Origin of the sequence: Paracoccus sp. NBH48 (assembly GCF_015390265.1) — a bacterium.
GTDB classification, from domain to species: domain Bacteria; phylum Pseudomonadota; class Alphaproteobacteria; order Rhodobacterales; family Rhodobacteraceae; genus Paracoccus; species Paracoccus marcusii.
Genome location: NZ_VUOJ01000011.1, coordinates 77,319 through 101,979 on the forward strand (window position 1 = coordinate 77,319; position 24,661 = coordinate 101,979).

Sequence of the window (24,661 nt, forward strand, 5' to 3'; positions counted from 1 at the left end):
AGACCCGGCACATGGCCTGACCATTTCGACAACTTCCCAACAACCCCGGCGCGAGGCAAAAGGAGAGTAACAGCCATGCCGCGACTATTGTCTCTTTATCGAGAAATACCGCTGGATGTCCTGTCCACTGCTCGAAAACCAGACTTGCAGCGCACCAGCTCCTTCAGGACCTGGTGCGTTTTTTGTCAGGTACCGTCGGTTTGAAAGGGTTTACTCCGTAGCGAGCCAGAAACGGCCTTTCTGCAAGCCATGGAACCAGACCCCAGTGGGGTTTTGTTGTTCTTGGGACAACGTCCCCACACACACAAAAGGACCACGCGATGGTACAGAAACCGCCTGTCAAAACAGAACGCAATGTCAATGCCGCTGCCAATGATATGTCAGGCCCGTACGAGACAGGCACCGCTGGCTTGGTTGAGCGGGGGGCAGCCCTTGCCAATGGGGCTCTGAACGTCAGTCGCGAGTATGTCGGCCCTCTTCGGAAGGCGGGACAGGATCATGCCAAACGGCTGTACAAGGCTGGCGGACAGCGTGCGCAGGAAGCCGCTTTCTATGCGGAACTGGGTTACGAGGAAACACGCGACCTTGTTCGCGGCTACCCGGTTCAGGCCTTGGGGCTTGCAGCAGGCGTGGGTGTGCTCCTGGGCTTGCTGGTCGCCCGCCGCTGAACATACCGTCGATTGGCAGGTCGCAACCGTGGGCCAATTATCGGCGGTGAGTCAGATAAGAAAAGACATGGACACCATGCCAACAGCGACAGCTTTCGTGTTCTGCCACCCTATTGAAATAACGACCCAGGACATCGACGCCATGGGCCATGTCAACAATGCCGTCTATCTTCATTGGGTGCAGGAAGCCGTCGTTCGATATTGGCAGTACCGCTGTCCGCCGCAGGCGCAGACTGAACTCCTCTGGGTGGCTCTGAAACATGTGATCGTCTATCGCCTGCCACTGTTTCTGGAGGACCAGGTGGAGGCGCATGTCATGGCCACTGCAACGCGCGGAACGCGCGCTTCCTTCACGACCCTGTTCAAGCGTGGAAATGATTTGGTGGCAGAGGTGCGCAGTTCCTGGTGCTGCGTCGATGCGAACACACGGCGGCCGCGCCGGATCGCCAGTGACATTGCTCGTGCCTTCCTGCCGAATGATGGTCGACCGGTCGATTTTCATGAACAGCCAGACTGACAAGCCGAGTGTCGACTTAGAGCCGCCGGACGTCTTGTTCGAGTTTGACGGCCCCACCGCGGCAATGAGATGATCGACAGGTCATAGAACCGTAGGGCTTGCCATGATCACGCCACAGAAACGATGCCTGACGACTAAGCCGCGACAGCTACCTACACTCGTCCCAAAGCTCCAGCATACTGGAAGCAGTCATTGCCACGCCAAGATGATCAGACGGAGGACCAAATCAACCCCTGATGAAGACATCGAACAGATGATCGAAGCAAAAGTCGCCTTGGCACTGCGCGTCATGAAGTTCTGATTCACAACCTACTGCGGATACGGCCGATCGGGGGATGTCGTTCCGGAAGCCGTGCAGGCTTTCGACGCGGCGATCGGGCGGACTCCCCGCCATGACCGCCGCGACGATGGCCCCGATCGGGGCGCCGGCCATGCGTGTGACGCTCAGTCCTGCGTCCTGGATCGCTTTCCACGCGCCAGCATGAAAGGCACCCAGAGCGTTTCCGCCGGAAAGGCATGGCCAGGTCTCCATTTCGTCAGCCTCTGATCATGCGCAGCATGGCCAGATGTGAATCGATGGCCGGTACGGCAATCATTGACGCGCCCTTTGCCATCGGATCGCTGCCGTCCGTGGCATAGGCAGCGTGGAGGGCCCTGACCTGCTCATGGGCAGTGATCTGGCTGTCCACGTACATCCGGTCAAATTCTTCGCCTGCCTGCATTGCCCGCAGGTCTTCGATGGTGGCGGCATGATCGGCGGCTACCTGGTTGCCCGGCGCGCTTCCGAAGGCCGCTGCGATGGCTTGTTGCTCGCTGGCCTCCAGCGCGGCAAAGGTGCGAACCGCGTCAGACGAGGCGCGTTCGACGGCGATTTGACTCGCCAAAAGCGAAAAGTTGCCGGCGAGCAGGATAGGCTGCTTGCCATCATCGGCGGGGGCAGGGGTTTGGGCGAGCGCCAGACCAGCATAGGGCAGGATGGCGGCGGCGGACGTGATCGCAAAGACGGTTCGGCGGTTCATCGGATCCTCCTGTTGGGTGGGGGTCCGGCAACCGGCGACGTGAGCGAATGTTCCCGCTGATGGGAGCCGCCGTCGTCTTGTTCCGGTATTAGAGAATGAGGCTGCCGGCGCCGTTTAGGGCCCGTCGGCTCTGTGTTTGCAACACATGAATTTGGGCAGCATGACCGCGTACAGGTGGTCTTATCTAAACTTTAAGAAAATGCCGCGCGGAATCGAAATCCCGTGCGGCTGCTTTGGAGTGTCGTAGCGGTGTGCTGTGCGCTAAGCCTTGAGCATCCTGTTACATCTGTTCGGCCTGAGCGCCGCTTTTGGGCTTTGCCTTGCCCAAATCGGGCACCTGTCCCAGGGGAGCCATCGGCTGGATGGTGAACTCGCCCTTTCCATCGATCGAGGCACCCTGCGACCACCGTCCTTCTGCCGGTTCGCTGCCATCTGCCTGAAAGCCGAGATAGGCGTAGCTGAACTCGGTTTTTTCTTCGCTCTGGGGATGACTGTTCGGGATCGGAAAGGCGCCGGTGGAGCCACCCAGTTCCTCGAGCGCCGCCATCCACTGGTTCTGATGCATCGTGTCGCGGGCGATCAGGTACTGCAGCATGTCCTTCATGCCGGCATCGTCCGTCATATTGTAGAGGCGCACAGCCAGGGTGCGGCCCGTGGACTCGGCTGCGATGTTCGCGGTCATGTCCGCGGCGATGTTGCCGCTGGCGTAAATATGGGACATGTCGAACGGCACGCCGTCCGAGTCCACGGGCATCGCCGACAGACCGGAGGACAGCAGGTTCTTCAGGTTCATTCGGCCCATGATGGCATTGACGGCCGAGTCCTTTGCCGCTTCTTCCTGCAGGCTCAGAGGGGCCCCTTCAAGATTGAGGGCCACGGCCGTCGCCAGCATCTCGATATGCCCCAACTCCTCGGCCGCGGTGTTCATCAGCATGTCGCGGAATTTCGGATTGCCGCGGGCACCGCAGGCTTGGAAGAAGTACTGCATGGCAACGCGGATTTCGCCTTCCACACCACCAATCGCCTGTTGCAGGGCGCGGGCAAACAGCGGGTTTGGAGCGTCGACGCGGACGGGGTACTGAAGCTTGTTATCTGTGTAAAACATGATCTCTCTACTCGTCTGAGGGGGATGCAGGATCAGCGTGACTTGTTATGGAAAAGGCCTGCCCGGATGGGCAGGCCTTTGTAGGACGTCAGGCTGCTTCGCCGACTGCGGCAGTGTTGACAGCCTCGGCCAGAATGGTCAGCTTCTCGTCCGTGGCGGTCTCTTCCTGGAGTGTCTGGTCCAGAAGCGTCACAGCTTCGTCCATGCCCAGCTTCTCCGCCCAAGCCTTCAGTGTACCGTAGCGGCTGATCTCGTAATGCTCGACAGCCTGAGCAGCGGCCAGAAGGCCCGCGTCATGGGCTGGGCTGCCCTTGAACTCGTCCATGATCTCGGATGCTTCCGAGATGATGCCTTCGATCGCGTCGCAGGTCTTGCCGCGCGGGCGCTTCCCGATCAGTTCGAACACCTGCGTCAGGCGCTCGACCTGGCCCTGCGTCTCTTCCTCATGCTGCTCGAACGCAGCCTTCAACTCCGGGTTTTGGGCAGCACGCGCCATCTTGCGCAGGTTCGTCGTCAGCTTCTTCTCGGCATAGTAGACGTCTTTCAGCGTTTCGTGAAACAGCGTCTCCAGGGTCTTGTCAGCCATCGGTTCTCTCCTGATGCTTGGGATTGCCCTTCAGCGGGCGGAATGTAATTTGAAAGCCGATCAGACGTCGGCGCGTTCGCCACTGGCCGACAAGCCGATGTACGCCCGCGTGACGGCCGGCAGGTTTTCCTCGATCCAGCCCGCCATGCGGCGCTCTTCATCCAAGTTCTGACGCAAGAGCGCAGTGGCCTGCGTTGCACCGCTTTCCTCGGCCGCGGTAATCAGCGAGATGTATGCGGCGATCTCGAAATGCTCGAACGCATAGTTCGCATAGCTGTTCTTGAGGATCTCATCGCTTGCCATGGAGTGGGTCAGTGCGGCCATCGATCCGGTGAACGACAGGGCTGCATCCTTCAATGATGAGTGGGATTCATCGACCTCTGCAAGGATCTGCTCAAGGCGCTGCATCTGGTTGTCGGTTTCACGGATGTGTAGGTCCAGTTGAGCCGCCACTTCCGGATAATGCTCGATCCGGGAAAGCTGGGGCTTCATGATCGAAAGGGCCTGGTTCTCCATCGCGTGTGCGTTCTTCAATCCAATGATGAAGACGTCGTGCGCGGATGTGACGTTTGTCATGCGAACTCCTTGTTGCCAGATTTGCTCCGGTATTCTGGCTTCCGTGGTGAAGAAGCTTTGCTATGGGCATTTGGTTCCTTGTCACCATATGGTGCCGGTCATGACGCCGTCGTGACTTCTTGCTGGCAGGGGTCGTGTCTAGATCAAAGCGTCTTGCGATGGTCCGGATGTCCCCCGGTCACGTTAATCCGTCCATCATCGTGGATCGCGTTCGCAGTCTGTAACGCCTCCGACAACCGCTATGTCCCGTATGGTAGCGTATCGACCGTCATCTTGGACAGTCTGCTATGCGGAACGAAGCGGACGTTCCACTTCTCTAAACGTCCTTGAGAATGATACTGATGCCGCCGCTGGTCTCCAGCACGGCGGCATCGATCTTTGCGAGCGATGCGACCCCTTGCTGCGCCCTTGCGGCTTCCAGCACATCCGCAACGCTCACCCGCGCGCGCCGGAAAGCTTCTTGGTCGATCGTACCGTTGCTGATGAGAACCGTGGGCGCCCCGTCGAGCCAAAGCGCCAGCCGTGCCGATCGTCCTTTCAGAAATGCCAACGATACGTCTGCCGCGAAAAGCGTGACGATCAGCACGAAAGCATTGATGATTGAAAAATCGTCACCCAACAGCGCCTGTTGGGTCGTTTCCGCGATGATCAGCAGCAGGACGAAATCGAATGGGGTTGTCTGCGCCAGGGTGCGGCGACCCGAAAGGCGGGCGATGATCAGCAGCACGAAGTAGACGGCCAGGCCGCGGATGACTGAATCCATTCGAACCTCTTATGGAAGAACAAGAATGCCGACCATCCGCGTCTCCCCGCCTATGGTCATGTCGAAGCTTGCACGGCCGAAATGCATGGACCGGATACTGATGGAAACCTCATGAGGCGGCGCCCCCCTCTGCCACGAATTGCAGGCGCTGCGCAGAGGACGCAAGCGCGGTCTCCTGTGGTTCGGGTTGAATGCGTTCGATGGAGAAGAGATCAAAAAAGGGCTGCGCAATGGTGAGCTCAGGAGCCGCTTGCGGCGTCGTGAAGCGAATAGAGAGATCATCCGAGGCTTCCCACCGTGTGATACGTGGGAGTTCCACGACGGCATCGGCAAAATAGACAGTCTGCTTCTGAAACACGCCGCCGCTGCCCGTAAAACCCAGCAGCGCAACAAGACAGACAACGCCAAACAGGAACCATGACACGCGCTGGACGGTCCAGAACACCCTCTGGATCCTTCGCTCTTCTTGCAGTTGGAGGCCGTCCTCACGCACTGGCGGAATGCTAATGTCTTCGATCATTGGCTCATCGTCCAAAGCATCTTCCCGTTTCCGAACCGTCCGGGCAGCTACGCGGTTCCGCAGATAGCGCTTCCCAGGCCTATCAGGGTGATATCGATCTGGGGCGAAGGACTTCTTTGGGCGCTTCTCGTGTCGAAACTGTACGGACCTGAGCATACGGCTGAGAGGCAGACCGCCTGTCAAACAGGTTTGCCTTTCACTGGCAGCGTCCCAATCTCCGCCCCGTGTGTCAGATCAGCGGAACCAACCGGGTGACGTTTGAAGAGCTAACGGCAGGAACAGAACGATGTAGCGCCTGTTAAGCGGAAGACAGAAAGGGAGCCGTGATGCTTGAATGGATTTCCGCCAACAGTGATGTCATAAATGCTGTTGCAAACGTTGCTATGTTCTTCGTCTGGATCGCTTATCTCCAGGTCTTTCTGCAAAGCTTTCGGCGGCAGCGCCGATCAAAAATCGTTATCAACCAAGCTGCTGGCTCCGAACTGGACGCAGCTTGCTTTATCAGCAACATGAGTTCGGAAGCCGTTTATATCGAAAGTGTCCATGCGACCCTGAGATGGGGCGACAGGGAAGTGCAACATTCGATCACGGACTATAAGATTGACTTAGGGGACAACGCGGACCCAAGAAACAAAACGTTCCAGGGGCCTCTCAAGCAGGGTGACTACGCTTCGATCGGCACGTTCGACAGCATTATCAACCGCACCAGAGCGGAAGGTGAGGCGAGTCCCATGCAGGCGGAAACAGACCGGGTCAGCATCGAAATCCTCGTGATTGGAGACCACTTGTCCGACGATCTTTTGGTCGGAGCGAAACGCACCTTTATCGCGCATTTTGATAATGGAAGGTGGACCATAAGGCCTGAAGCAGCCGCAACAGAACAACTGCGATCACGCAGCGAACGGTTCAGGCTTCACGATCAAATCAGAAGCCAAGCCGCAGACCATTGAGGCAGAGCTATCCTACAAGTTCATTGCGCTTTCGGCTCAGACCCGCCGAAGGTTTCGGGCAGATTTGACAGCGGGAAAAGGTTGATGAGAGTGTTGTGGGGTCACAGAACCATGGGGGTTACCATGACATTCGCAAGACAAAGGCCTCAAACCTCTGAACCTCAGAATCTGACCTCGCTCTCCTTGAAGCTCGATCACAGGGAGAACAAGGATCGGCAGGCCAGCAAGAGCAACCAGATGACCGGTTCAGAACCCGATGATGACCTCGAACGTATGATCGAGGCGAAGGTCGCCATGGCCTTGCGTCTGATAAAGTTCTGAGCGCAGAGAACTGGACATGACTTTGAACCCTTCGGCCATCCAGTCTGAGGGTCAGAGCACAGCGTGTCACATGCAGAGAACCTTGATGGCAAAAAGTCGTCCTCCTCAGGGACATTCATGGCAGGATGCATGTCTTTTGAATGCCCGCCCTGGCGCATGGTCAAGGTGACATCGACCCTTGATGGCGTGAGCGTGGATCTGTCCAACGGGGACGGGATCGCGACAGTGAAGGTGAGCGAGACGCCGGAAGGCATCGGAATCCAGTTCAGGGACTGAACTTCACAATTCCCGGCTGGCCAAGCTTCAGAATGCCTGCTCATATCCTCCCGGGAAGAAGGAGTTGACCATGATCCGCTCGGAACTGGTAGGAAAGCTCATGGAGACCTACCCTCATCTATCCCGACCTGTGGTGGAGGCCGCTCTCAACTCGATCCTGAACGAGATCACAAACCGTCTCGCCCAGGGTCAGAGGGTCGAGATCCGGGGGTTCGGGAGTTTTGCCAGCAAGATCCGGGATGCCCGAATGGGCCGAAATCCTAAAACCGGAGAACCTGTGCAGGTGGAGAACAAGCAAGTTCCGCGGTTCAGGGCTTCCAAGCACCTTTTGGAGCAGCTCAACGGCTCAAAAACCCCTGGTTAGTCCTGCTCATCGCGATCAGCGTCCGATGCCCGCAGCCTTGCGAAGCGTTTTGAGCTATAGAATGACCCGCGCCAACCTGCTGGTCAAAGACCCTGAGAGAAGATCAGGTGTCTAGAATGAGTAAGGTCCACAAAGTGGGCATTCCGATCCCGGGCCTCCAGGACTGCTATGCGGGCCCAAGCGGCCGGTCAGAAAGATCAGGCGAGACTTGCGACGTCGGCGAATGGGGACAAGATGCCCCGTTGGCGGCGCCACGTATCGATGGTATAATGAAGTAATACCATGCGCACTCGGAGGACTTCATGGCTGCCGTTCACCCTGTTGCCGTAAAGCTGGATGCCGAGGTTCATGCCCGGATGCGGGAACTTGCCAAAGCACAAAACCGTACCCCGCATTACCTGATGCGGGAGGCCATCGCTCAGTATGTTGAACGCGAGGAAAAGCGTGAGGCGTTTCGGCAGGAGGCGCTGACGGCATGGGCGTCCTATCAGACCACTGGCCTGCATGTGTCTCATGCCGAGGCGGACAACTGGTTGGCTCAGCTCGAAGCTGGTCAGGATGTAGAACCGCCTGAATGCCACAGCTGATCTGGACGCCGAAATCGCTGCAGGGCGTCCAGCGGTGCTATCGGTTTCTGGCTTCCAAAAACCCGGATGCCGCGTCCCGCGCAGTGCGGGCCATCCGGGAGGGCATGCAGATCGTAGCCGCGCAGCCGGGCGTAGGGCGCCCGGCCGACAAGATGGCCCCGGAGTTCCGGGAGTGGCTGATCGCGTTTGGGGACAGCGGCTATACGGTCCTCTATCAGGTGGACGGCAAACAGGCCGTCGTTCTGGCGATCAGGCATCAGCGTGAGACAGGATACTTATGATCCGGGAGGGTAGCTTCGCATGCCGTCCAGGCTGAACATCGATGTCCGCCACGCTGATCTTTCGCTGCAGCATACCCGCAGTGATGCAGCGCTCGGCAGGGTGAGAAGCGATGCCACGGGAGAACTCCTCGATCCGCGAAAGCTCAGCAAATCATGGCTTGTCGCGTTTCAGAATAGAACCCACCCTGCCTCACCAATAAGCTCTATAACCATTGTTATGTCGTCAGATAACGCCGGCCATCCTCAATCCATACTCAGCTAATGCACAGATCGCCAGCACAGTGACCGCGCCCAGCTCGAAGTGGAACACCACGACGATAGCCATGATGAGCACTGCAAGCGCGGCAACGTTCAGTGTTCCTTATACCAGGAGGTCCATTTCCAGCCCCAACGCGGTGCCATGAAAATAAGACCTCCGATGCGCGACAGGCCGCCAAGCGCAAAAACCGGCACAAGCGGTATGAAAAGGAACTTGGTTGAAACCTGGCATCTCGGGTGGAGCGCACTTTCCATACGCATCACGATCGTGGTTATATTTTCTTACCGTCCGAGCTAATATCTCAAGATGAACAGTAAAGTTAAGCCTCCGACTGAAATGCTGCATCCAAGCGGGGAGTTCACCTCCCCCGTTCATCCCACGGCGCAAGGGGTGACCTTCGATCACCCGATCAATGAACCCGACAAGCCTGCCCATCCGCGGGACGGGAGACCCCATCCACGGTCCTGGGCCGGTCCGCATCCACGCCTGTCGTCCGGCCCTCATCCAAGATTGCGAAAGTAGAGCAGCACCAACGAGCGTTCACGCCAACAGAGCCTCCAGCGCATCCGGCCTTCCCAGTGCCATCGGCGCGCGCCATCGGGCAAGGTCACCGTCCGGCCCCTCGAAGCTAGCGAACGGGACCCATCCCTCCGCCGTATGGATGCGGACGTCGCCTCCGGCTGCCAGCACTAGCGCCGCGCCTCCAGCCACATCCCAGAGGTTCGGAGCGCCAAGCCGCGTGCCGGCGAGCAGGCCAGCGGCGACAAACGCGCATTCGATCGCAGCCGACCCTGTCAGCCGTGTGTCGAAGGGTTCCGCCGTCCCGCCTTGCGGCGTGCCGACAAGGCTTCGACGGACCTGCGCCCGATCTGGCCGCACGAATTCAGCACCATCAAAGTTCAGGGAGCCGTTGATATGAGCGGAGTAGACACCGGGGCGCAGCGCATGGGTGGCTGAGCACCACAGCGCGCCGACAACCGGACGGCCACGATAGAGCACGCCAATGGATGCTGCGAACATCGGCAGACCCGATACGAAGTTGGCCGTCCCATCGATCGGATCGATGGCCCAGACCCAGTCATGATTTCGTCCCGGGCGGTCGTCGATCTCTTCACCGATGATATCGTGACCCGGCGCGGCTTCGGCCAAGCGCGCTCGTATCATGACCTCACATGCGTGATCGACCTCGGAAACCGGATCGCGCATCCACCCGGGCGCGCCTTTGTAGCTGACCTGCATCGCCTTCCCCAAGGCGAACTGGATATCGGCCCCGGCGAGGGCGGCCAATTCCGCAGCAAGGCTTTCGATCCTTTGCAGCTCGTCGATCGGCGGGTTCTCCATGGTCATTGTTGAGCGCTCCGTTTGTCCTCAAAATCGAGATCCGCGGGATCCACCTCCCGGACCTTCACATGGTCCCGAAACACATCGACATCCATGGCAGCACCGGTGCCGCGCCCGCGCCGGGTCACGTTGAGGGCGCCTGCTGCGGTGGCCAGTCGCAGCGCGTCGCTGACGCTGAGGCCCTGTGTGCGTGCGACAGCCAAACCACCCGTCATGGAATCCCCGGCACCTGTGTGATCCCGTGGCGTCACGTTCGGTGGTGTCGCGAGCCAGAACTTTCCGTCAAATCTGGCGAGAGTTCCGCGAGCGGCACAGGAGACGACGATATCGCGCGCCCGATCGACAAGCCGGTCCATCCCGGCGGCGATGGCCGACCAGGAACCATCGGTCGCATAGCCGTCCGCCACCATCTCCTCATGACTGATCTTCAGGACCCCTATTCCCTGGTCGATCGCCTTGAGAGGCGCGCCTGCCACATCAGCGATGATCTCCACGCCGTTTGCTGCGAGATCGCGCACTACAGTTCCATAGAGTGCAGGGTCAAAGACTTCGCCGTCCCGCAGACCGGTCAGGGCGACCGTGCCGCAGCGCATCCCCTCCGTCAGGAGCGCGTCCAGAAGATCATCAACCTCATGCCTGTCCAACCTTGCCGGCCGCATCTCTGCAATCTGCACCCGTTCGCCACCGCGTCGATCATGAATATAGGCACCGTTCGACCCGGCAACGTCCACCGATCGCACGGCGATGCCCTCGTCACGCAACATGACCGCCGCTGCTCGCCCGATCTTTCCGCCGAATGGTCCGACGAGGGTGACGCGGGCACCAAGGGACGCCGCCATTCGCGCGACCCAAACGCCCTGTCCTCCTGCCCGGACAACGATATCGTCGGAGCCGTCTTCCGGGGAGGCCTCGATCGCAACCGTGATCAACGGCCACGGCGCAAACACGCACAGATTGCTGCTCGAAGCGCCCTTAGATTGTTCGTCGGGATTTGATGGGTCAATGTTCTTAGTTGGCATGCCGGTGTGTCCAATCCTTGTCTCATTGACATGCAAACGATTGGTCAGCTGCTATGGGTCCGCTCCTCAAGCCACGCGCTATGAAATCATGGGTCAGCCGCGCTGCCGTTTACGACGACAGCCCATTGGGTTTCGGTGAGATGCATCTCCTGTCAAACTGCCCGACAGTAACCTACAGGAGGATAAATGGTCCTGCGGATCAAACGTGGCCAATCGCTATTACTCCTCATGATGGCCGCTTTTTCACTCAATTTTCTGCACGCCGTAGTACAAGGCCCCTTCGGCTTACTCGAGCTTATTCAGATCAAGACAAAGATATTTAACGATTAAGCTACCGCTGAAAATCTAGCAGTGACGGAAACTACGATTTGACGTTTTCTAGTGTCCAAGAAGGAGGAGATCAGAAATGCGGAAACGCAGAAACCATAATATTGATTTTAATTCGGGTATTATGCTTAACAGGCCGCTGAATTAGTCTCTAATCAGGAACGGCCTTCCTAAGGGTCTTCGGAACTGACGGCAGATGCCACGGTTCACGACCCCTCCAAGCGAAGCGCGGTTTTCCCCCTGCGGCCTCATGCGGCCAGCACGCGGGGCAGTCGGGCAAGGTTGTTGGCGGCCAGCGTCAGGATGAAGCGGGACCGCACGTGCTCGACTCCACGATAGACGGTTTGCGCCATGCCGCCGATGGTTTTCATCCAACCGAAGGCCTTTTCAATCCGCTTTCGATGCTGGATGGAGAGGGCATAGCCCTTGTGGCGGGTCGTGCAGGCGTCAATTTCTGAATGGCGCAATTTCTGTGCGACATGTGGCGTCACATAGGCTTTGCGCAGGTCAGCTATGAACCTCGCGGCGGCGTAGCCCTTGTCCGTGTCCATCGTCAGGCGCCGAGCCGATCCGGGGGAGTGGAGATGGATCATGTCCAGCGCGGCGTGTCGTTCGGCATGACCGTCTGGCCGGGTCAGGTCGCCCTGCACTATCAGGCCCGAGCGGCTCTCCATCGGCGCATGCCCCATAAAGCATAGCACCGCCCAGGTGCCTGGCGATTTCTTGTAGAGCCGAGCCGTATGATCGGTGGTCGAGACAGGCGTGGCGTTCGAACGCTTCTCGCCCCCGAAATTGACCTTGGCATTGCGGTGCTGGTGGCGCGGGGCATCAGGTTTGGCTCGAGTTCGGGTTGGGGTTGGGGTTGGACGGGCTGGTCTGCGACGATGTCGTATCTGAGCGGATCATCCGGCCCCTCATCCTTTGACAGGGCACTCTCTGCCTTCGACTGGAAGCTTTTCATGGAGGCCCAGGCCTTGACCAGCGTGCCGTCGACCGAGAAATGCTCGTCAGATAAAAGCGGCGCGACTTCGCGATGCGCCAAGATCGCCGCCATCACCTTGCGCGACATCTCGGTCGTCAGCAGCCGGTCGCGGCTTTTGGTGGACATGGTAGGAACCCAGACCGGATCATCGATGCCGAGGCCGACAAACCAGCGGAACATGAGGTTATACTGCATCTGTTCCATCAACTGCCGCTCCGACCGGATAGAGAACAGGATCTGGATCAGGATGCCGCGGATCAGCCGTTCCGGCGCAATTGATGGGTGGCCAAAGTTGAAATAAAGCGCCTCGAACTCCGCAGTGAGACTGGCCAGAGCATCATTCACCACCTGCCAGATTTTGCGCAGTGGGTGCTAGACGGGGATTCAATCTTCAAGATCACCATAGCTGAACAGCGATCCACTCCTCTCGTCCGTCCCGCGCATTATCATTCCCGCCCGATATCGTGCAGATGGTGGATCATCCGTAAACCACGTCGAGAGACAACTATTTCAGCGACTTACTATAGAGCAGAATATGAGTGTGGATCCACGTAAAATACGTGATCATCAATCGACCGGACCCGAACCATTTTGGGTGCCCATTGGGGCAATACGGCTGTGGTATGATAATGATCTGCTCCACGCAGCTCTGGCAGCGGACCATTCACGAGAACTTCTGCTGCAATTCTTACCGCTTTTTCCCAAGACGCATCATCGTTTATTTCTGGATATTCATAGCGCGATGTCATGAAACTGAACTGCGTCGGAACGACGTTTTCGCACGCACTATCTCCCCACCGGTGAGGAATTGCAGCCCGTTGCAGAATGACGGACGCTACCGCGCGCTGCCCGAACTCTTCTTGATCACGTGCCTCGTGATAGATCGCGACGGCAATACAGGAAAGATCGCTGGCGTTGCGCAAGGATGGTGGAGGCGAAGGGATAGCAGCCCCCCTTACAATTTCATCGGGGGTTGCAGGTCGAGGGGCAGGACGAAATGTTATTACCTTTGTGGGACGTGGTAACGGCGCGATGGCGACTTCAAGTGTCAAACCGCTGCTATCAAAGCCGGACTCTTCAGGATCAGCCGCTGCTTGTTCAATAGGGTTTGGCCCAATTACTATTTTTCGGTGATAGACAGCCTCAGAAGCAGAACGCACTGGCGCGCCGAGGCTGCCATTGGGCGCAGCGAAGCTCGATGTCTCGCCGGTCGACAGCTGTTGCCGTGTAACGGACACAACAGCTCCTGCAGAGCATAAGGCAATAAGGACAGTTAATGCTACAGACTGTGCCCGAACCATTTGCATGTTCCCTTGATTGCATAAGGAACAGAGATCGACGCACTTGTGTTCCGCTTTCGCTCTGTGGACTGTGGCGATCCCTTGTGTCAGCAAACTGAAATGCGGAAATGCCGTCCTTGGGCCGCCCGTTGGTGAGGCCGAAATCTATACAACGCGGGCGGTGCAGCTGGGCTTGGCGCCTGAACAGCCACGAATGGGTGTCATACTGTGCAGGATCGACGAACTGCCGCAGTTGCAGGCCGAGGAGAAGAAGTCTCGACTATCATTCAACGGTAAATGGCTTGGCCTTTAGGCAAAACTCAGCCCCATACCCGGGCACGCATAACATTTACGGGAATTAGGATTGCTACGGAGCGAACTAGTTCGTCGGGAGGTAACTGCGTTCTCAAGTTGCTGGCCAGACAGTTGCTCCTCCCAAAGACCGCTGCCTGACCTGCGCCGAATATATCGTGGATAACCATCAAGAATGCCTATCCGTTTTGGCAGGTCGGCGTCACGCCGGACCGGCGTCTGAAATGTGGTCGCAGAGATGCTTTGGAAGGCCTGTCACCATAACCAAGCTGGAAAACATCGGTATCCGGCGGTCCAGTTCTCTGGGTGCAGAGCAATATCAACCGGGCTACGGTCGTGGCTGATGAAAGTTCAGTGACAGGTCACCTTCCTAATCTAGACGTGCGAATTCGATGCCTCGTACTCTGCTTCAGATTTACGCGAGTGATCACCCACGAAGCGGATCGCTCTCATGGCTCGGTCGGTGTAGATCTCTGAGCGCAGCGGCCAGTCATGTGCAGCCTCGAACAAACCGGGCATCAGGTCATACTCTGCCTCTGCCTCTTCGGTGTTTCTCATCCACAGATGTGTGCCGCACGTGCCGCAGAATGCTCGTTCGGCAAACGGAGTGGATTGAAACTTCGTTACCGGGCCTTCCACTGTCACTGCGTCAGGCGTAGCCGTGAATGACATAAACACACCGCCTGTCCATCGTAGGCACATTAGGCAGTGGCATGCGCCCGGTCGTGGGTCATGTTCGCCTTGGACGGTCACCGTGATCTCGCCACACAAGCCGTTGCCCGAGAACGCTTGATTGCTTTTCATAATCTCTCCTCATCGATCTGCAGGATAAACTCAACTGACCATCATGCTAAGAACCGCGGCCTACCCGGATTGATCGTATCGTCGCTGAGCATTGGCAAGATAAGCAAGAGCCTCGACCAGATCTCGCCTTACCTCCGATATCCGAGCCTCGTAGTCACGGATGTTTCCTCACATTCCTGGACTCGCTTGTGCGCTTCCGACAAGGCTTCGGCCAAGCGCTTACGACGAACCGTGTTCAGATCTACAGTCATATTGCATGAACTGCATTCGACGTGAACTGTTCCGAACGAAGGATTACCGCGGCATGTAACGCAGCCAAGTGTTATGAAATGTCGTCCATCGGAACACGGACATGACCGGCGGGAGAGAGCAGTTGGGGTCAAGAGACCATGACCGCGCCGGTTCGTCCAATGGTGACACTGATCGCAATTCCTGCAGCTTTTGTCGACAGTCCCGTGTACTACGATTGCGGTTTTAATACGGCTGGATGACCTCGATGACGCCAGCGAACACAGCAGAGATGATCAGGGCTAGAACCTCAAAAGATGTCCGGCAAATCTTAGAACAATAGTCAGACTAAGCAAATCACCTTTCGGAACATTGGATCCAGCCATCTGTTGATGGTTCAGGAGGACCATGTCATGACGCAAGACCAACCGAAACCGACCCCCACCGATCAGGCTCGAGAGGCCGCAACGACGGAGCGACACCCCGAAGTGCCTGACCATGTTTTAGATGAGAAGGACCCTGCTGTACCCGGCGGCAACCGCCCTGACGCCGCTGTCGCGGAAGACCCAACCAAGCCTGGCTTGATTGATAAGAGCAAGACCTGACCAAAGTGACCATGCATTGATGTCAAGGCCCGCCCGCTCGGCGGGCCTTTGAATATGAAAGCGTGTCGGTACAATTTAAGGGATCGCGAGATTGTTGATGCTCCTATAGGTTGAACTGGACAGCATTCCCTGTTGTCACTCGGCCCCGCTCGGCAACTCCCTCCAGCCGAGCGGGGCATTTTTTCCTGACAGCTGTTCTGAGACCGTCCGCTATCAAGACCGACAGACAAGGATCGTCTAGAAGACCAACGCGTGTTGATGCTTCTGATCTAAACGCGGGATTCTGCGCAGTTCGAGGCAAACTTCGGACTCTGGATCTTCCACTATTCTCCAAAGTCTTTGCGCGTGCGGACGCGGTCAGTCGCCCACCCCAAATCCATCCGCTCTGGCATCAATCGCAGTTCGCGACGCCTCGGTTCGAACCGGCGGCCAAATCGGTGGCTTGCCCGATCACGCGTGATCGCCGAATGTCGCTGCATCAGAAATCGTCTTGGAGAATGAAATGCCCAGAGGAACGGTCAAGTGGTTCAATGCGGACAAGGGCTTCGGCTTCATCCAACCAGAAGGCGGCGCGCAGGATGTCTTCGTCCACATCTCGGCTGTTGAGCGCGCCGGCTTGCAGACCCTGAAGGACGGTGCAGCCGTGTCCTACGAACTGGAAACAGGTCGCGGCGGCAAGACCAGCGCGATCGACCTTCGGTTGGTATGAATACTGCCGGCGGCCCCGGCAAGTATCAGCTGACTTTGCTGCACGGCCGAAATTGTTTGCAGGCGACCCGTGCTCGGGTCGCCCCTTTGTCTGCATCGGATCACCGTTGGCATATCGCGTCTCCATTGTAGCCAGAACCCGGTTAGGGAGACTGCCAACTTCTGGCGCTACTGGTTGGATGTGACGGTATGAACCGCACCGCGTGGCGCGAGCGCTACCTTACCAAAAATGCATTGAGCCCACCAAAAAGCGGGTCGAGCGCCTGGCCGACCTCATCAATGCGCAAGTTCTCGAGACAAACATCTGGTGCGTTGAGGCTGGGAGCGGCAAGCACCTGACACGCGCGGACAGAAGCACTGCCGTCTTTGAAATGTTGCTCGAGCAGATCCGGCCGGCTGTAGTCGTCGCACACGGATCGAAGGCAACCTCCCTGCTCGGTCAAATGAGCATTGGCGCGCAGGTGATCGCCGTGCCTCACCTGTCCAGACTGGGAAGCCCGAAGGGCTTCGGCTGGAGCGACGAAAGGCTCCAGCAGCGGGCAACCATGATTGGCCTCACTCGATCTCCATTAAAAATGCGGTCAGAAATCAAAAAAATAGCAGTCCGACAGTGCATTCAACACCTGCTGCGTGCAAATTAAATCGGCCATTGCCACAAGGGCGGCTGCGCCAAGCGACCCGACCCTGCCCAGAAGACGGAACTGCAGAACCGGCATGCCCCACGCGAATGGCGAGACCGCTGCGATAATCAATGATTGCAGGGTCAGGCACCATGGCGGGCGCCAAAGCCGTCGAGTGCTTGTTGCATGCTTTCACTGACGTAAACGCACTTACCAGCAGCTTGCTCTTCTTGGATCCGATCCCCTATCAGGCGTGCCTCGTGCAACGGGGAGTGATGACCGGCATCTTTCACTTTTGAAAGCGCAGCTTCGTCAGATGTGATCTGATCGTTATACCCGGCGACATATCGCGTAGAAAAAAACGTAAAACCAACAAATGTCAGGCTTTTGAATGGAGCATCAAGGAAGAAATCAGCGCAGACCATGCCCGTACTGGGAGCGTGACCGCCCAGCCTTTCCGACAGTGCCCCATAATGCTCGTAGGGTACTATTTTTACACCTGCGGAACTTCCGAACTTTTCCTCGGCAAGCAGGGTATCAAGAAAAGCGCTTTTCTTGAGAGTCCTATGGACGATATATTTTACGCCAGCACGGTTGATATCATTCAAAGTGACCGGCCGACTACCACCAGCAAAACTGTGAAAAAGCACATCGCAACGCAACGAATCTTCTTTCCATAAATCAAGAGACGTATGGATACCATTCTTCATTCTAACAACAATGTCGACTTTTGAGTAGTCGATGCTTTTCAAATCATCGAACAGAGTATTGGCGGGGCCTACAATAAGTATCCTTTTGCCACGAAATTGTTCCGGTGATATCGTATATTGATCCTTGAACTGCCTATACAGCGTTTTGTATATTACAGAACGCAGCAGCCTGGGGGAATGCTTGGCAAGTGCATGCCTGTATCGAGAGATCATGGTTGAGCGTAGGCTCCTTGCAAAAGGTGAAGTAAAGAATACCGGCCTTGTTTTATCACAACCACCCTCACCAAATCCTCTCTCGCTTCCGCTGCTCTCCTGAAAACCCCGCTTGTGCATTCAAGAACCCATCGCATCTCGTATCAGTTGATTAAGTGTCCGGTATGGATGGAGAAAGAGATTATGAGTACGATTTCACGGTAGAGGTCGATCCATGGAATCTTTTTCAGCGAACCACAGGTCAGCATGCTCGCATCTCCGGTATTCTTCGAAGTACGGGCCTCCTTCGGTATAGTGAATAAGATGCGTATCCTCGAGGGGAGTGTCGCTGTAATCGACCAGGTGGTTCCAACCTTGGGGCAACGCGCCTATCCGACTGTCATCCGTTAGCCACTTGAAGCGATGCAGCTCGAGGCCGGAGGCCGTATTCACGTAATCAGGAGTAAGTGCCGTGCAGCGGGCGTTATTGAACAGCATCATGCTCGACCAGTTTTTCTTTTCATAGGTCGTCTGCGTTGCGCCCCGGAATTTTGTCTGCTCTTGGGGGACATGGTCGTGCTGGACGCACATCAGGTCATAACGGTCATCGCGCATGGCCCAGAGCTTAGCGATGTCATCAATACAGAGCATATCGCAGTCCATGAATATGGACCATCCGGAATACCCGCTCAACCACGGTACAAGAAACCGAGAAAACGAAAACTCCGTCGATTGGAGCGCATTTCGCTCACGGGTAAAAACGCCCTCCAGACCGCCAAGCACGATCGGCGTGATACTCAAAGGCTGCGTGGCCCGCGAGAGGAGGCTATGAGACAGGGCATGGTAGGCCACAGGCTCGTGGCTGTCATAACCGATGAAGATACGGATCAGGTCTGCAGTACTGGCTTCGGGCAAAATAATCATCACTTCTTGCAGGAATTTAAGGTCAGCGTGATTGTGGCAGGGACGCGACTGTCTCACCACCAAGTCCACGGCCGTAGTCACGGACTGAGACTGTTGCAGAAAAACTTTGGATGACAAGTAATTCATCCTGGGACGTGGCCCTCTTCTGCCATCCTACGACGATAGTCTGCACGCGGTACGACCGTTAGACCTTTGTGGGATTCGCGGCATTTTTCGTTGGCAGGTGGCGCGTTCTTCCATCGCGTAGTTAGCAAGCTTGCTACCTGGAATGGAGCTCGATGCTCCAGTCATGAAACGATCACCGTATCGTCACAGAAATGACATTCGTACCCCATACGTCAGGACCAAATCTGGAGTATCCATGCCGCATGTCCGCGCACTCAGCCTTAGCAAGTCCTTTGACACTACAAACGTCCTGAATCAAATTGATTTGGATCTCCCTCAAGGCTCATTTCTAGCTTTGCTGGGTCCGTCAGGCTGCGGCAAGACCACACTTTTGCGCCTGATTGCCGGGCTGGAACTGCCCGATGCGGGTGAGTTGCGGTTTGATGACCAACTAATTGCCGCGCCCGGCCATTTCGTATCGCCCGAGCGTCGTGATCTGGGCATGGTGTTCCAGTCCTATGCCCTGTGGCCTAATATGACGGTGCGCGGTAACGTTGCCTTCGCCTTGCAGTCACGCCGCATGACAGGGACTGAACGGCGCGCCCGCGTGGACCAGATGCTGACCGCAACGGGTCTGTTACCCTTGGCGGATCGTCGCCCGCAGGATCTGTCGGGGGGTCAACGGCAGCGGGTGGCGCTTGCGCGATCGCTGGCGCTGCGTCCGGGGCTACTGTTGCTGGACGAGCCTCTGGCCAATCTCGATGCGCATCTCCGCCAGCAAATGCTTGTCCAGTTTCGTCAGTTGCATGCCGAGACGGGCGCGACTTTTATCCTTGTGACCCACGATCAGGATGAAGCGATGACGGTCGCCACCCATATCGCCGTGATGGACAAGGGCCATATCCAACAGATGGGATGCCCTGAAGACCTGTATCGTCGTCCCGCAACGCCGATGGTGGCGCGCTTCATCGGTCACGGTGTCACTGTACCAGTACAGGTGACCGGGACGCTGGATGGAATATGCGACCTGCATGTGGGGACTGCGGCACTTCGCCTGCCCGGTACAGCACAACCTGGCCCCGGTTGGCTGTGCCTGCACTGCGAGAACTTGCGTCTGTGCGACGGGCCGGGGCATCTACACGCCCGCATTTTATCGCAGAGCTTTCAGCATGGCCACTATCTGACCCACGCTCTGACCGACGCGCTGGACGATCAGATGCTCACCCTCTTAACCGATCGCCCACTCGCCATGCATACGGCGGTCAGGCTGGAGGTTACCGGCGGTTGGGTGATCGGCCGCGATGACGATAAAACCTCGCAAGCCGGCGCACGGCGCGAGGCGGTCAATGCCTGAACTGCGCGCCATATCAGGGGTGGGCAGCAAGGGGCCCGCCTGCTTCCTGCTTCAGATCGGGGATCGTAATCTGCTTCTGGACCTGGGCCGCGGGCCTGACGAAGACCGCGCGCCCGATCTGCGGGATCTACCGCCCATTGACGCGATCCTGTTCAGCCATGGTCATGCCGATCATACAGGCGGCTTGGATCTGTGGCCAGATCTGGGGGCCCCACCGTTGTTCGCCAGCCGCCCTACCATCGCGCTCGCCCGCCATCCCGGCCTGCAACAGGCGCGGCCCCTTGACGGACTCAGTCAGATATTGGGTGTGGCCCTGCTGACCGGTCCTGCGGGCCATGCGCCGGGGGCGGTCTGGATGCGGATTGGGGGCAAGGGCGGCCTGCTGTATTCGGGGGACGCCTGTGCTGAAAGCCCGATGTTTTGTGCCGCGCCCTACCCGCCCGCAGCAGCAATGGTGATCGACGCCTCGTACGGGGTCGCAGACCAGCCGCTTTCCGTGCAGATCGAACAGATCGTGTCCCAGATCGACGGACCTGTCCTGTTGCCTTGCCCTGCAGGCGGGCGCGGACTGGAGATTGCCGCAACGCTGCTGCAGCGCGGTTTACCGGTCAGCATCTGCGCCGAGCAGCGTCGTGTCGTACGGGTCCTGCGCGATCACGCGGACTGGATGACGCCACAAGGTCGCAACGCGTTGTCTCTGCTGGACCAAGCAGCCGATCTGCATGCGGACAGCCCGATTGCCGGTTCGATGATCGCCGCGGGTCCCAATGCAGAACGCGGTGTGGCGCACGCCTTGGCCGGGCGCATCCGTGACGCTGGCGGTGCGCAGATCATCTTTACCGGCCATGTTGCTGCGGGCAGTCCCGCACAGGACCTGATCGATCAGGGCCATGCTGTCTTCAGTCGCTGGAACGTGCATCCAACCTTGTCACAGGCCAGCGCAATGGTCGCGTCCGCCGCACCGCAGGTGATGTTGGCCGCGTTTTGCGCAGCCTCGGTCGCGGATGATCTGCGTGCGCGGACTGGCTGGCCTATCGCTCGGGGCGAAAGGCTGGTGTGGTGAGCCTTTTCGATCATCCCTGCTTCCATTTGCTGCGTCATGGCCAGACAGTACACAATGCCAATGACCGGATTGCGGGTGCGACCGATGCACCCCTGACAGACATGGGACGCGCACAGGCCGGGCACGTGGCGCTGACCTTGCGCGATAGACCCATCGGGCGCCTTTTTGCCTCGCCTTTGCAGCGCGCCTGGCAAACGGCCCAAGCGATCGCAGCCCTGCGCCCCGACCTGGAGATACAGCCCGCCCCCCTGCTGGCAGAACGCGACTGGGGCATTTGGGAAGGCGCGCCCCGTGCCATGCTGGACCGCGACGCCACGCCCGAGGGCGGCGAAAGCCCCGAGGCGTTTCATGATCGCATCCTGCAGGGCTGTGCAACCATCTCCGGCCCCGCCGCGCAAGAGGCACCGCCCTTGATCGTGGCCCATTCCGGCACCATCCGCTCAGTGATGGCAGCCCTTGATCTGCCGTTTCTGCGCCCAACGAATTGCGCGCGGATTACAATCTTTCGCGATCCGCGCGGATGCTGGTGCGCCGACCCGCCCGTGGTCGTGCCCGACCCCTTTCCCCAAACTTCGAGGCTGTCATGACCCGTATCCTGATGCTGACCACCGCTTTGTCCGCCACTGCCTTTGCTGCACAGGCCCAGACCCTGACCATCTACACGTCGCAACCGCAGGAGCAGATGACCGAGGTCATCGCCGCCTTCAACAAGGATCATCCCGATATCTCGATCGATATCTTCCGTTCGGGCACGACCGAGGTGATGGCCAAGCTGCAGGCGGAATTCGCCGCCGGCCAAAGCCCCGCCGACGTTCTGCTGATCGCAGATGCCGTCGCGATGACCCAGCTCAAGCAGGACGACCGCCTGATGGCCTATCCCGAGGCCCCTGTGGAGGGCATCGACCCGGCCCTGCTGGACGCGGATGCTATGTTCTTTCCAACGAAGTTGATCACCACCGGTATTGTCTACAACACCGAACTGGTGGAAAGCCCGCCGACCTCCTGGGCCGATCTGGCCACGCCCGAAGCGGCGGCGATGACGATCATGCCATCGCCGCTTTATTCCGGTGCAGCGGCGATCCATGTGGGCACGATGGTCCAGCAGCCTGAATTCGACTGGACCTATTTTGAGGCACTGTCGGACAATGGCGCCGTCGCAGGACAAGGCAACGGCACCGTGCTGGAGGCCGTCGCGCGGGGCGAGAAGGCATATGGCGTGTTGGTCGAATACATGGCGATGAACGCCAAGGCGCAGGGCTCCCCGGTCGATTTCGTGTTTCCGTCCGAGGGCGTTACGGCGGTGACCCAGCCTGTGGCGATCATGGCGGGCACTGACAACGCCGATGCCGCCCGTGCCTTCGTCGATTGGCAACTGTCCGAGGCCGCACAGGCCCAATCGGTCGCGCAGGGCTATTTCCCACTGCGCGACGGCATGGCAGCGCCCGAGGGCTATCCCGACCCTGCCAGCCTGACGCTGATCGGTGCCGACAATGCCCGCCTGCTGTCAGATGGAGAGGCCGTCAAGATGGAGTTCTCGGACCTCTATGGCGGCTGACCTGCACCTGCTGGGTGACCGGCGTACGGGGGATGGCGAGCGTGTGCTGGCCATCCTTCTCTGTCTCTATGTGTCGGCGATCACGCTCTGGCCCATGGGTGAGGTGCTGGTGACGGCTTTTCGTCCCGGCGATGATGGGGCGCCTTTGGGTGTTCTGCGCGACACGCTGGCCGCACGGGCAACGGGGCGGGCGTTTATGAATACGCTGACCTTGTCGCTCGCCTCCGTCGCGATCTCGGTCGTATTGGGCGGTGCACTGGCGCTGGCCGTGGGGCTGATGCGGATGCGGTTTCGGGCGGTCTTGTCCTTTCTGATCCTGATGCCGCTGATTATCCCTTCGCAGACGCTGGCCCTTTCCTGGATTGAACTGATGGGCTCGGGCTCTCCGATCCTGCGAGCCCTAGGGATGGCGCCTGCGCAAGGTCAGGGCAATCCTCTCTATTCCCGAAGCGGTATCGCGCTGATCATGGGGATCGAGCATATGCCGCTCGTCTTCATTGCCATCCGCGCCAGCCTGAAATCCGTGCCCGCCGATCTGATCGAGGCTGCCCGCATTGCAGCAATCCCTCCCCGACGGGTGCTGATGCGGATAATTCTACCGCTCACCTATCCATCGGCGCTGGCGGGTGCATTGCTGGCCTTTACCGCGGCTGTCGGCAATTTCGGCATACCGGCTCTTCTGGGCATTCCCGGGCGAGTGCCGATGCTGACTACACTGATCTATCAGCGGCTGAACGGCTTCGGCCCTGCGGTCGCGGGGCAGGTCGCGGTGCTGGCACTGATCCTCGCCGCGCTGGCAGGAATGGCTCTGTTGCTGCGCCATCTTGCCTTGCGCCGCTTGACCCTGCGCATCGAGGCAGGCCGGGTTTTCACCCCCGCGCATCGCGCGCCGCTATGGGCGCAGGGGGCGCTCTGGGTCGTGGTCCTTGTCATCGCGCTCCTGCCGCTGGCTGCGTTGACTCTGACCTCATTGACCCCGGCGATCGGTGTGCCGTTTTCAATACAGGTGGCAAGTCTGGATCAATATGTCCGGGTCTGGTCCAACCCGGCCGTGAGCCGGGCGTTCTTGAACTCATTGACCTTATCAGGTCTGGCAGCCGTGATCTGCGTCTGCGTGGCGCTGCCGCTGGCCTATCTGCTGACGCGCCGGCCCAGCCCTGCCGCCACCCTGTTGGACTTGTCTGCCGAGGTACCTTGGGTCGTGCCCGGCACGGTCGTTGCGTTGGCGATGATCCTGGCCTTTCTGCCACCGCTCCCCCTGATCGGGATTTCGCTCTACGGCACTTCGGCCATCATCCTGATCGCTTATCTGGCCCGGTTTCTCCCCTTGGCGCTCCGCCCGGTCGTGGCTGCTGCCCAGAACGGGGATCCGGGACTGGACGAAGCCGCCCGTATCGCAGGGATCGGTTTGGGGGGGCGGATAGTGCGAATTTTTATGCCATCGGTCACGCCAGCGGCCACGGCAGGGGCGGTGCTAATTCTGATGACGGCGATGAACGAGTTGACGCTGTCCGCCCTCCTGTGGTCCTCAGGGCACGAGACGATCGGCGTAATGGTCTTTTCGCTGCAATATGAAGGTAACTCGACCGCCGCGGCGGCAGTTTCCGTTTTGTCCACGTTACTCTTGTTTACACTATGTACACTTGCGGAGCTGATACTCGGGCGCACCGGCTCGTCAGCTCTTCCATGGCGCGGCTAGATATCTGACTTTGATTTTTGGGATTTCTTCGCGAAGTGAAT

Annotated in this window: 27 protein-coding genes and 1 pseudogene; 14 read left to right on the plus strand and 14 right to left on the minus strand. The window is 58.5% G+C overall.

Features of this window, described 5'->3' with window-relative positions; all coding sequences use genetic code 11:
• Nucleotides 1–320: 320 nt before the first annotated feature.
• Nucleotides 321–668 carry a DUF883 family protein gene (locus F1642_RS14250; RefSeq protein WP_194886530.1) on the plus strand — a complete coding sequence of 116 codons (348 nt, stop codon included), beginning with the start codon at nt 321–323 and terminating at the stop codon, nt 666–668.
• Nucleotides 669–735: 67 nt separating this feature from the next.
• Entirely contained in the window at nt 736–1,185 is a 450-nt protein-coding gene (locus tag F1642_RS14255; protein ID WP_206692788.1) for a thioesterase family protein, read from the plus strand.
• A gap of 226 nt (nt 1,186–1,411) precedes the next feature.
• Here the strand turns inward: F1642_RS14255 and F1642_RS14260 are convergent, their stop codons facing one another.
• From F1642_RS14260 to F1642_RS14290, 7 genes are all read right to left on the minus strand, one after another.
• Entirely contained in the window at nt 1,412–1,717 is a 306-nt protein-coding gene (locus tag F1642_RS14260) for a patatin-like phospholipase family protein (protein ID WP_194886531.1), read from the minus strand.
• 4 nt (nt 1,718–1,721) lie between these two features.
• Nucleotides 1,722–2,204: a DUF4142 domain-containing protein gene (locus F1642_RS14265; RefSeq protein ID WP_194886532.1), complete on the minus strand. Its 483-nt coding sequence runs from the start codon at nt 2,202–2,204 to the stop codon at nt 1,722–1,724.
• Nucleotides 2,205–2,484: 280 nt separating this feature from the next.
• Nucleotides 2,485–3,309 carry a manganese catalase family protein gene (locus F1642_RS14270; protein ID WP_194886533.1) on the minus strand — a complete coding sequence of 275 codons (825 nt, stop codon included), beginning with the start codon at nt 3,307–3,309 and terminating at the stop codon, nt 2,485–2,487.
• A gap of 88 nt (nt 3,310–3,397) precedes the next feature.
• Entirely contained in the window at nt 3,398–3,895 is a 498-nt protein-coding gene (locus F1642_RS14275) for a ferritin-like domain-containing protein (RefSeq protein WP_194886534.1), read from the minus strand.
• Between the two features lie 60 nt (nt 3,896–3,955).
• Complete coding sequence (locus tag F1642_RS14280) at nt 3,956–4,471, minus strand: ferritin-like domain-containing protein (protein WP_194886535.1); 516 nt, start codon at nt 4,469–4,471, stop codon at nt 3,956–3,958.
• Between the two features lie 316 nt (nt 4,472–4,787).
• Nucleotides 4,788–5,234, minus strand: coding sequence for a DUF421 domain-containing protein (locus F1642_RS14285; protein WP_194886536.1), 447 nt, complete (start codon nt 5,232–5,234; stop codon nt 4,788–4,790).
• 109 nt (nt 5,235–5,343) lie between these two features.
• Nucleotides 5,344–5,679: a hypothetical protein gene (locus F1642_RS14290; protein WP_194886537.1), complete on the minus strand. Its 336-nt coding sequence runs from the start codon at nt 5,677–5,679 to the stop codon at nt 5,344–5,346.
• Nucleotides 5,680–6,080: 401 nt separating this feature from the next.
• Here F1642_RS14290 and F1642_RS14295 point away from each other — a divergent pair, with 401 nt between their 5' ends.
• The 5 genes from F1642_RS14295 (at nt 6,081) to F1642_RS14315 (ending at nt 8,533) form a co-directional block, all read left to right on the plus strand.
• Entirely contained in the window at nt 6,081–6,704 is a 624-nt protein-coding gene (locus F1642_RS14295) for a hypothetical protein (RefSeq protein WP_045999883.1), read from the plus strand.
• Between the two features lie 123 nt (nt 6,705–6,827).
• The gene (locus F1642_RS14300; RefSeq protein WP_157020436.1) at nt 6,828–7,025 is read left to right on the plus strand and encodes a hypothetical protein; all 198 of its coding nucleotides are present in this window, start codon (nt 6,828–6,830) and stop codon (nt 7,023–7,025) included.
• A gap of 346 nt (nt 7,026–7,371) precedes the next feature.
• Complete coding sequence (locus F1642_RS14305; protein ID WP_045999880.1) at nt 7,372–7,665, plus strand: HU family DNA-binding protein; 294 nt, start codon at nt 7,372–7,374, stop codon at nt 7,663–7,665.
• A 302-nt stretch (nt 7,666–7,967) separates the two neighbouring features.
• The gene (locus tag F1642_RS14310) at nt 7,968–8,252 is read left to right on the plus strand and encodes a CopG family ribbon-helix-helix protein (RefSeq protein ID WP_084693731.1); all 285 of its coding nucleotides are present in this window, start codon (nt 7,968–7,970) and stop codon (nt 8,250–8,252) included.
• A complete protein-coding gene (locus F1642_RS14315) occupies nt 8,240–8,533 on the plus strand; it encodes a type II toxin-antitoxin system RelE/ParE family toxin (RefSeq protein WP_194886538.1) in 294 nt (97 codons plus the stop codon). Before F1642_RS14310 ends, F1642_RS14315 begins: the two co-directional genes overlap by 13 nt.
• Before the next feature lie 799 nt (nt 8,534–9,332).
• Here the strand turns inward: F1642_RS14315 and F1642_RS14320 are convergent.
• The 5 genes and pseudogenes from F1642_RS14320 to F1642_RS14340 all read right to left on the minus strand — a co-directional run bounded on the left by F1642_RS14320 (nt 9,333) and on the right by F1642_RS14340 (nt 14,857).
• Nucleotides 9,333–10,139, minus strand: coding sequence for an inositol monophosphatase family protein (locus tag F1642_RS14320; RefSeq protein ID WP_194886539.1), 807 nt, complete (start codon nt 10,137–10,139; stop codon nt 9,333–9,335).
• The gene (locus tag F1642_RS14325; protein ID WP_194886540.1) at nt 10,136–11,152 is read right to left on the minus strand and encodes a 1-phosphofructokinase family hexose kinase; all 1,017 of its coding nucleotides are present in this window, start codon (nt 11,150–11,152) and stop codon (nt 10,136–10,138) included. The genes F1642_RS14320 and F1642_RS14325 overlap by 4 nt, the downstream gene beginning before the upstream one ends.
• A gap of 575 nt (nt 11,153–11,727) precedes the next feature.
• Nucleotides 11,728–12,845 (minus strand): annotated as a pseudogene (locus F1642_RS14330) (IS5 family transposase).
• 137 nt (nt 12,846–12,982) lie between these two features.
• On the minus strand, nt 12,983–13,762 hold the full coding sequence (locus F1642_RS14335) for a cell wall hydrolase (RefSeq protein ID WP_194886541.1): 780 nt from the start codon (nt 13,760–13,762) through the stop codon (nt 12,983–12,985).
• A gap of 666 nt (nt 13,763–14,428) precedes the next feature.
• Entirely contained in the window at nt 14,429–14,857 is a 429-nt protein-coding gene (locus F1642_RS14340; protein ID WP_084693729.1) for a GFA family protein, read from the minus strand.
• A 1,335-nt stretch (nt 14,858–16,192) separates the two neighbouring features.
• On the opposite strand from F1642_RS14340, the gene F1642_RS14345 reads away from it, so the two are divergent.
• A complete protein-coding gene (locus F1642_RS14345) occupies nt 16,193–16,399 on the plus strand; it encodes a cold-shock protein (protein ID WP_045999875.1) in 207 nt (68 codons plus the stop codon).
• Nucleotides 16,400–16,601: 202 nt separating this feature from the next.
• Nucleotides 16,602–17,039: a hypothetical protein gene (locus tag F1642_RS14350; RefSeq protein ID WP_045999874.1), complete on the plus strand. Its 438-nt coding sequence runs from the start codon at nt 16,602–16,604 to the stop codon at nt 17,037–17,039.
• Between the two features lie 122 nt (nt 17,040–17,161).
• Here F1642_RS14350 and F1642_RS14355 read toward each other — a convergent pair whose 3' ends face one another.
• Nucleotides 17,162–18,061 (minus strand): hypothetical protein, encoded by a 900-nt coding sequence (locus tag F1642_RS14355; protein ID WP_194886542.1) that lies wholly within the window; start codon nt 18,059–18,061, stop codon nt 17,162–17,164.
• Between the two features lie 75 nt (nt 18,062–18,136).
• On the minus strand, nt 18,137–18,901 hold the full coding sequence (locus F1642_RS14360; RefSeq protein WP_206692789.1) for a glycosyltransferase: 765 nt from the start codon (nt 18,899–18,901) through the stop codon (nt 18,137–18,139).
• A gap of 304 nt (nt 18,902–19,205) precedes the next feature.
• On the opposite strand from F1642_RS14360, the gene F1642_RS14365 reads away from it, so the two are divergent.
• Genes F1642_RS14365 through F1642_RS14385 form a run of 5 tightly spaced genes read left to right on the plus strand, consistent with a single transcriptional unit; the run spans nt 19,206 to nt 24,620 of the window.
• Complete coding sequence (locus tag F1642_RS14365) at nt 19,206–20,303, plus strand: ABC transporter ATP-binding protein (RefSeq protein WP_194886543.1); 1,098 nt, start codon at nt 19,206–19,208, stop codon at nt 20,301–20,303.
• Nucleotides 20,296–21,366 (plus strand): MBL fold metallo-hydrolase, encoded by a 1,071-nt coding sequence (locus F1642_RS14370; RefSeq protein WP_194886544.1) that lies wholly within the window; start codon nt 20,296–20,298, stop codon nt 21,364–21,366. The genes F1642_RS14365 and F1642_RS14370 overlap by 8 nt, the downstream gene beginning before the upstream one ends.
• Entirely contained in the window at nt 21,363–21,953 is a 591-nt protein-coding gene (locus F1642_RS14375) for a histidine phosphatase family protein (RefSeq protein ID WP_194886545.1), read from the plus strand. Before F1642_RS14370 ends, F1642_RS14375 begins: the two co-directional genes overlap by 4 nt.
• Entirely contained in the window at nt 21,950–22,921 is a 972-nt protein-coding gene (locus F1642_RS14380) for an ABC transporter substrate-binding protein (RefSeq protein WP_194886546.1), read from the plus strand. The genes F1642_RS14375 and F1642_RS14380 overlap by 4 nt, the downstream gene beginning before the upstream one ends.
• Entirely contained in the window at nt 22,911–24,620 is a 1,710-nt protein-coding gene (locus tag F1642_RS14385) for an iron ABC transporter permease (protein ID WP_194886547.1), read from the plus strand. The genes F1642_RS14380 and F1642_RS14385 overlap by 11 nt, the downstream gene beginning before the upstream one ends.
• Nucleotides 24,621–24,661: the final 41 nt, after the last annotated feature.

Excerpts from the sequence above, each read along its gene's own strand:
- F1642_RS14340 (WP_084693729.1), bottom strand. The coding sequence starts at position 14,857 with ATGAAAAGCAATCAAGCGTTCTCGGGCAACGGCTTGTGTGGCGAGATC.
- F1642_RS14335 (WP_194886541.1), bottom strand. The coding sequence starts at position 13,762 with ATGGTTCGGGCACAGTCTGTAGCATTAACTGTCCTTATTGCCTTATGC.
- F1642_RS14270 (WP_194886533.1), bottom strand. The coding sequence starts at position 3,309 with ATGTTTTACACAGATAACAAGCTTCAGTACCCCGTCCGCGTCGACGCT.
- F1642_RS14385 (WP_194886547.1), top strand. The coding sequence starts at position 22,911 with ATGGCGGCTGACCTGCACCTGCTGGGTGACCGGCGTACGGGGGATGGC.
- F1642_RS14255 (WP_206692788.1), top strand. The coding sequence starts at position 736 with ATGGACACCATGCCAACAGCGACAGCTTTCGTGTTCTGCCACCCTATT.
- F1642_RS14320 (WP_194886539.1), bottom strand. The coding sequence starts at position 10,139 with ATGACCATGGAGAACCCGCCGATCGACGAGCTGCAAAGGATCGAAAGC.
- F1642_RS14310 (WP_084693731.1), top strand. The coding sequence starts at position 7,968 with ATGGCTGCCGTTCACCCTGTTGCCGTAAAGCTGGATGCCGAGGTTCAT.
- F1642_RS14370 (WP_194886544.1), top strand. The coding sequence starts at position 20,296 with ATGCCTGAACTGCGCGCCATATCAGGGGTGGGCAGCAAGGGGCCCGCC.
- F1642_RS14300 (WP_157020436.1), top strand. The coding sequence starts at position 6,828 with ATGACATTCGCAAGACAAAGGCCTCAAACCTCTGAACCTCAGAATCTG.
- F1642_RS14345 (WP_045999875.1), top strand. The coding sequence starts at position 16,193 with ATGCCCAGAGGAACGGTCAAGTGGTTCAATGCGGACAAGGGCTTCGGC.
- F1642_RS14265 (WP_194886532.1), bottom strand. The coding sequence starts at position 2,204 with ATGAACCGCCGAACCGTCTTTGCGATCACGTCCGCCGCCGCCATCCTG.
- F1642_RS14285 (WP_194886536.1), bottom strand. The coding sequence starts at position 5,234 with ATGGATTCAGTCATCCGCGGCCTGGCCGTCTACTTCGTGCTGCTGATC.
- F1642_RS14260 (WP_194886531.1), bottom strand. The coding sequence starts at position 1,717 with ATGGAGACCTGGCCATGCCTTTCCGGCGGAAACGCTCTGGGTGCCTTT.
- F1642_RS14355 (WP_194886542.1), bottom strand. The coding sequence starts at position 18,061 with ATGCACAAGCGGGGTTTTCAGGAGAGCAGCGGAAGCGAGAGAGGATTT.
- F1642_RS14280 (WP_194886535.1), bottom strand. The coding sequence starts at position 4,471 with ATGACAAACGTCACATCCGCGCACGACGTCTTCATCATTGGATTGAAG.
- F1642_RS14250 (WP_194886530.1), top strand. The coding sequence starts at position 321 with ATGGTACAGAAACCGCCTGTCAAAACAGAACGCAATGTCAATGCCGCT.
- F1642_RS14295 (WP_045999883.1), top strand. The coding sequence starts at position 6,081 with ATGCTTGAATGGATTTCCGCCAACAGTGATGTCATAAATGCTGTTGCA.
- F1642_RS14365 (WP_194886543.1), top strand. The coding sequence starts at position 19,206 with ATGCCGCATGTCCGCGCACTCAGCCTTAGCAAGTCCTTTGACACTACA.
- F1642_RS14325 (WP_194886540.1), bottom strand. The coding sequence starts at position 11,152 with ATGCCAACTAAGAACATTGACCCATCAAATCCCGACGAACAATCTAAG.
- F1642_RS14380 (WP_194886546.1), top strand. The coding sequence starts at position 21,950 with ATGACCCGTATCCTGATGCTGACCACCGCTTTGTCCGCCACTGCCTTT.
- F1642_RS14275 (WP_194886534.1), bottom strand. The coding sequence starts at position 3,895 with ATGGCTGACAAGACCCTGGAGACGCTGTTTCACGAAACGCTGAAAGAC.
- F1642_RS14315 (WP_194886538.1), top strand. The coding sequence starts at position 8,240 with ATGCCACAGCTGATCTGGACGCCGAAATCGCTGCAGGGCGTCCAGCGG.
- F1642_RS14305 (WP_045999880.1), top strand. The coding sequence starts at position 7,372 with ATGATCCGCTCGGAACTGGTAGGAAAGCTCATGGAGACCTACCCTCAT.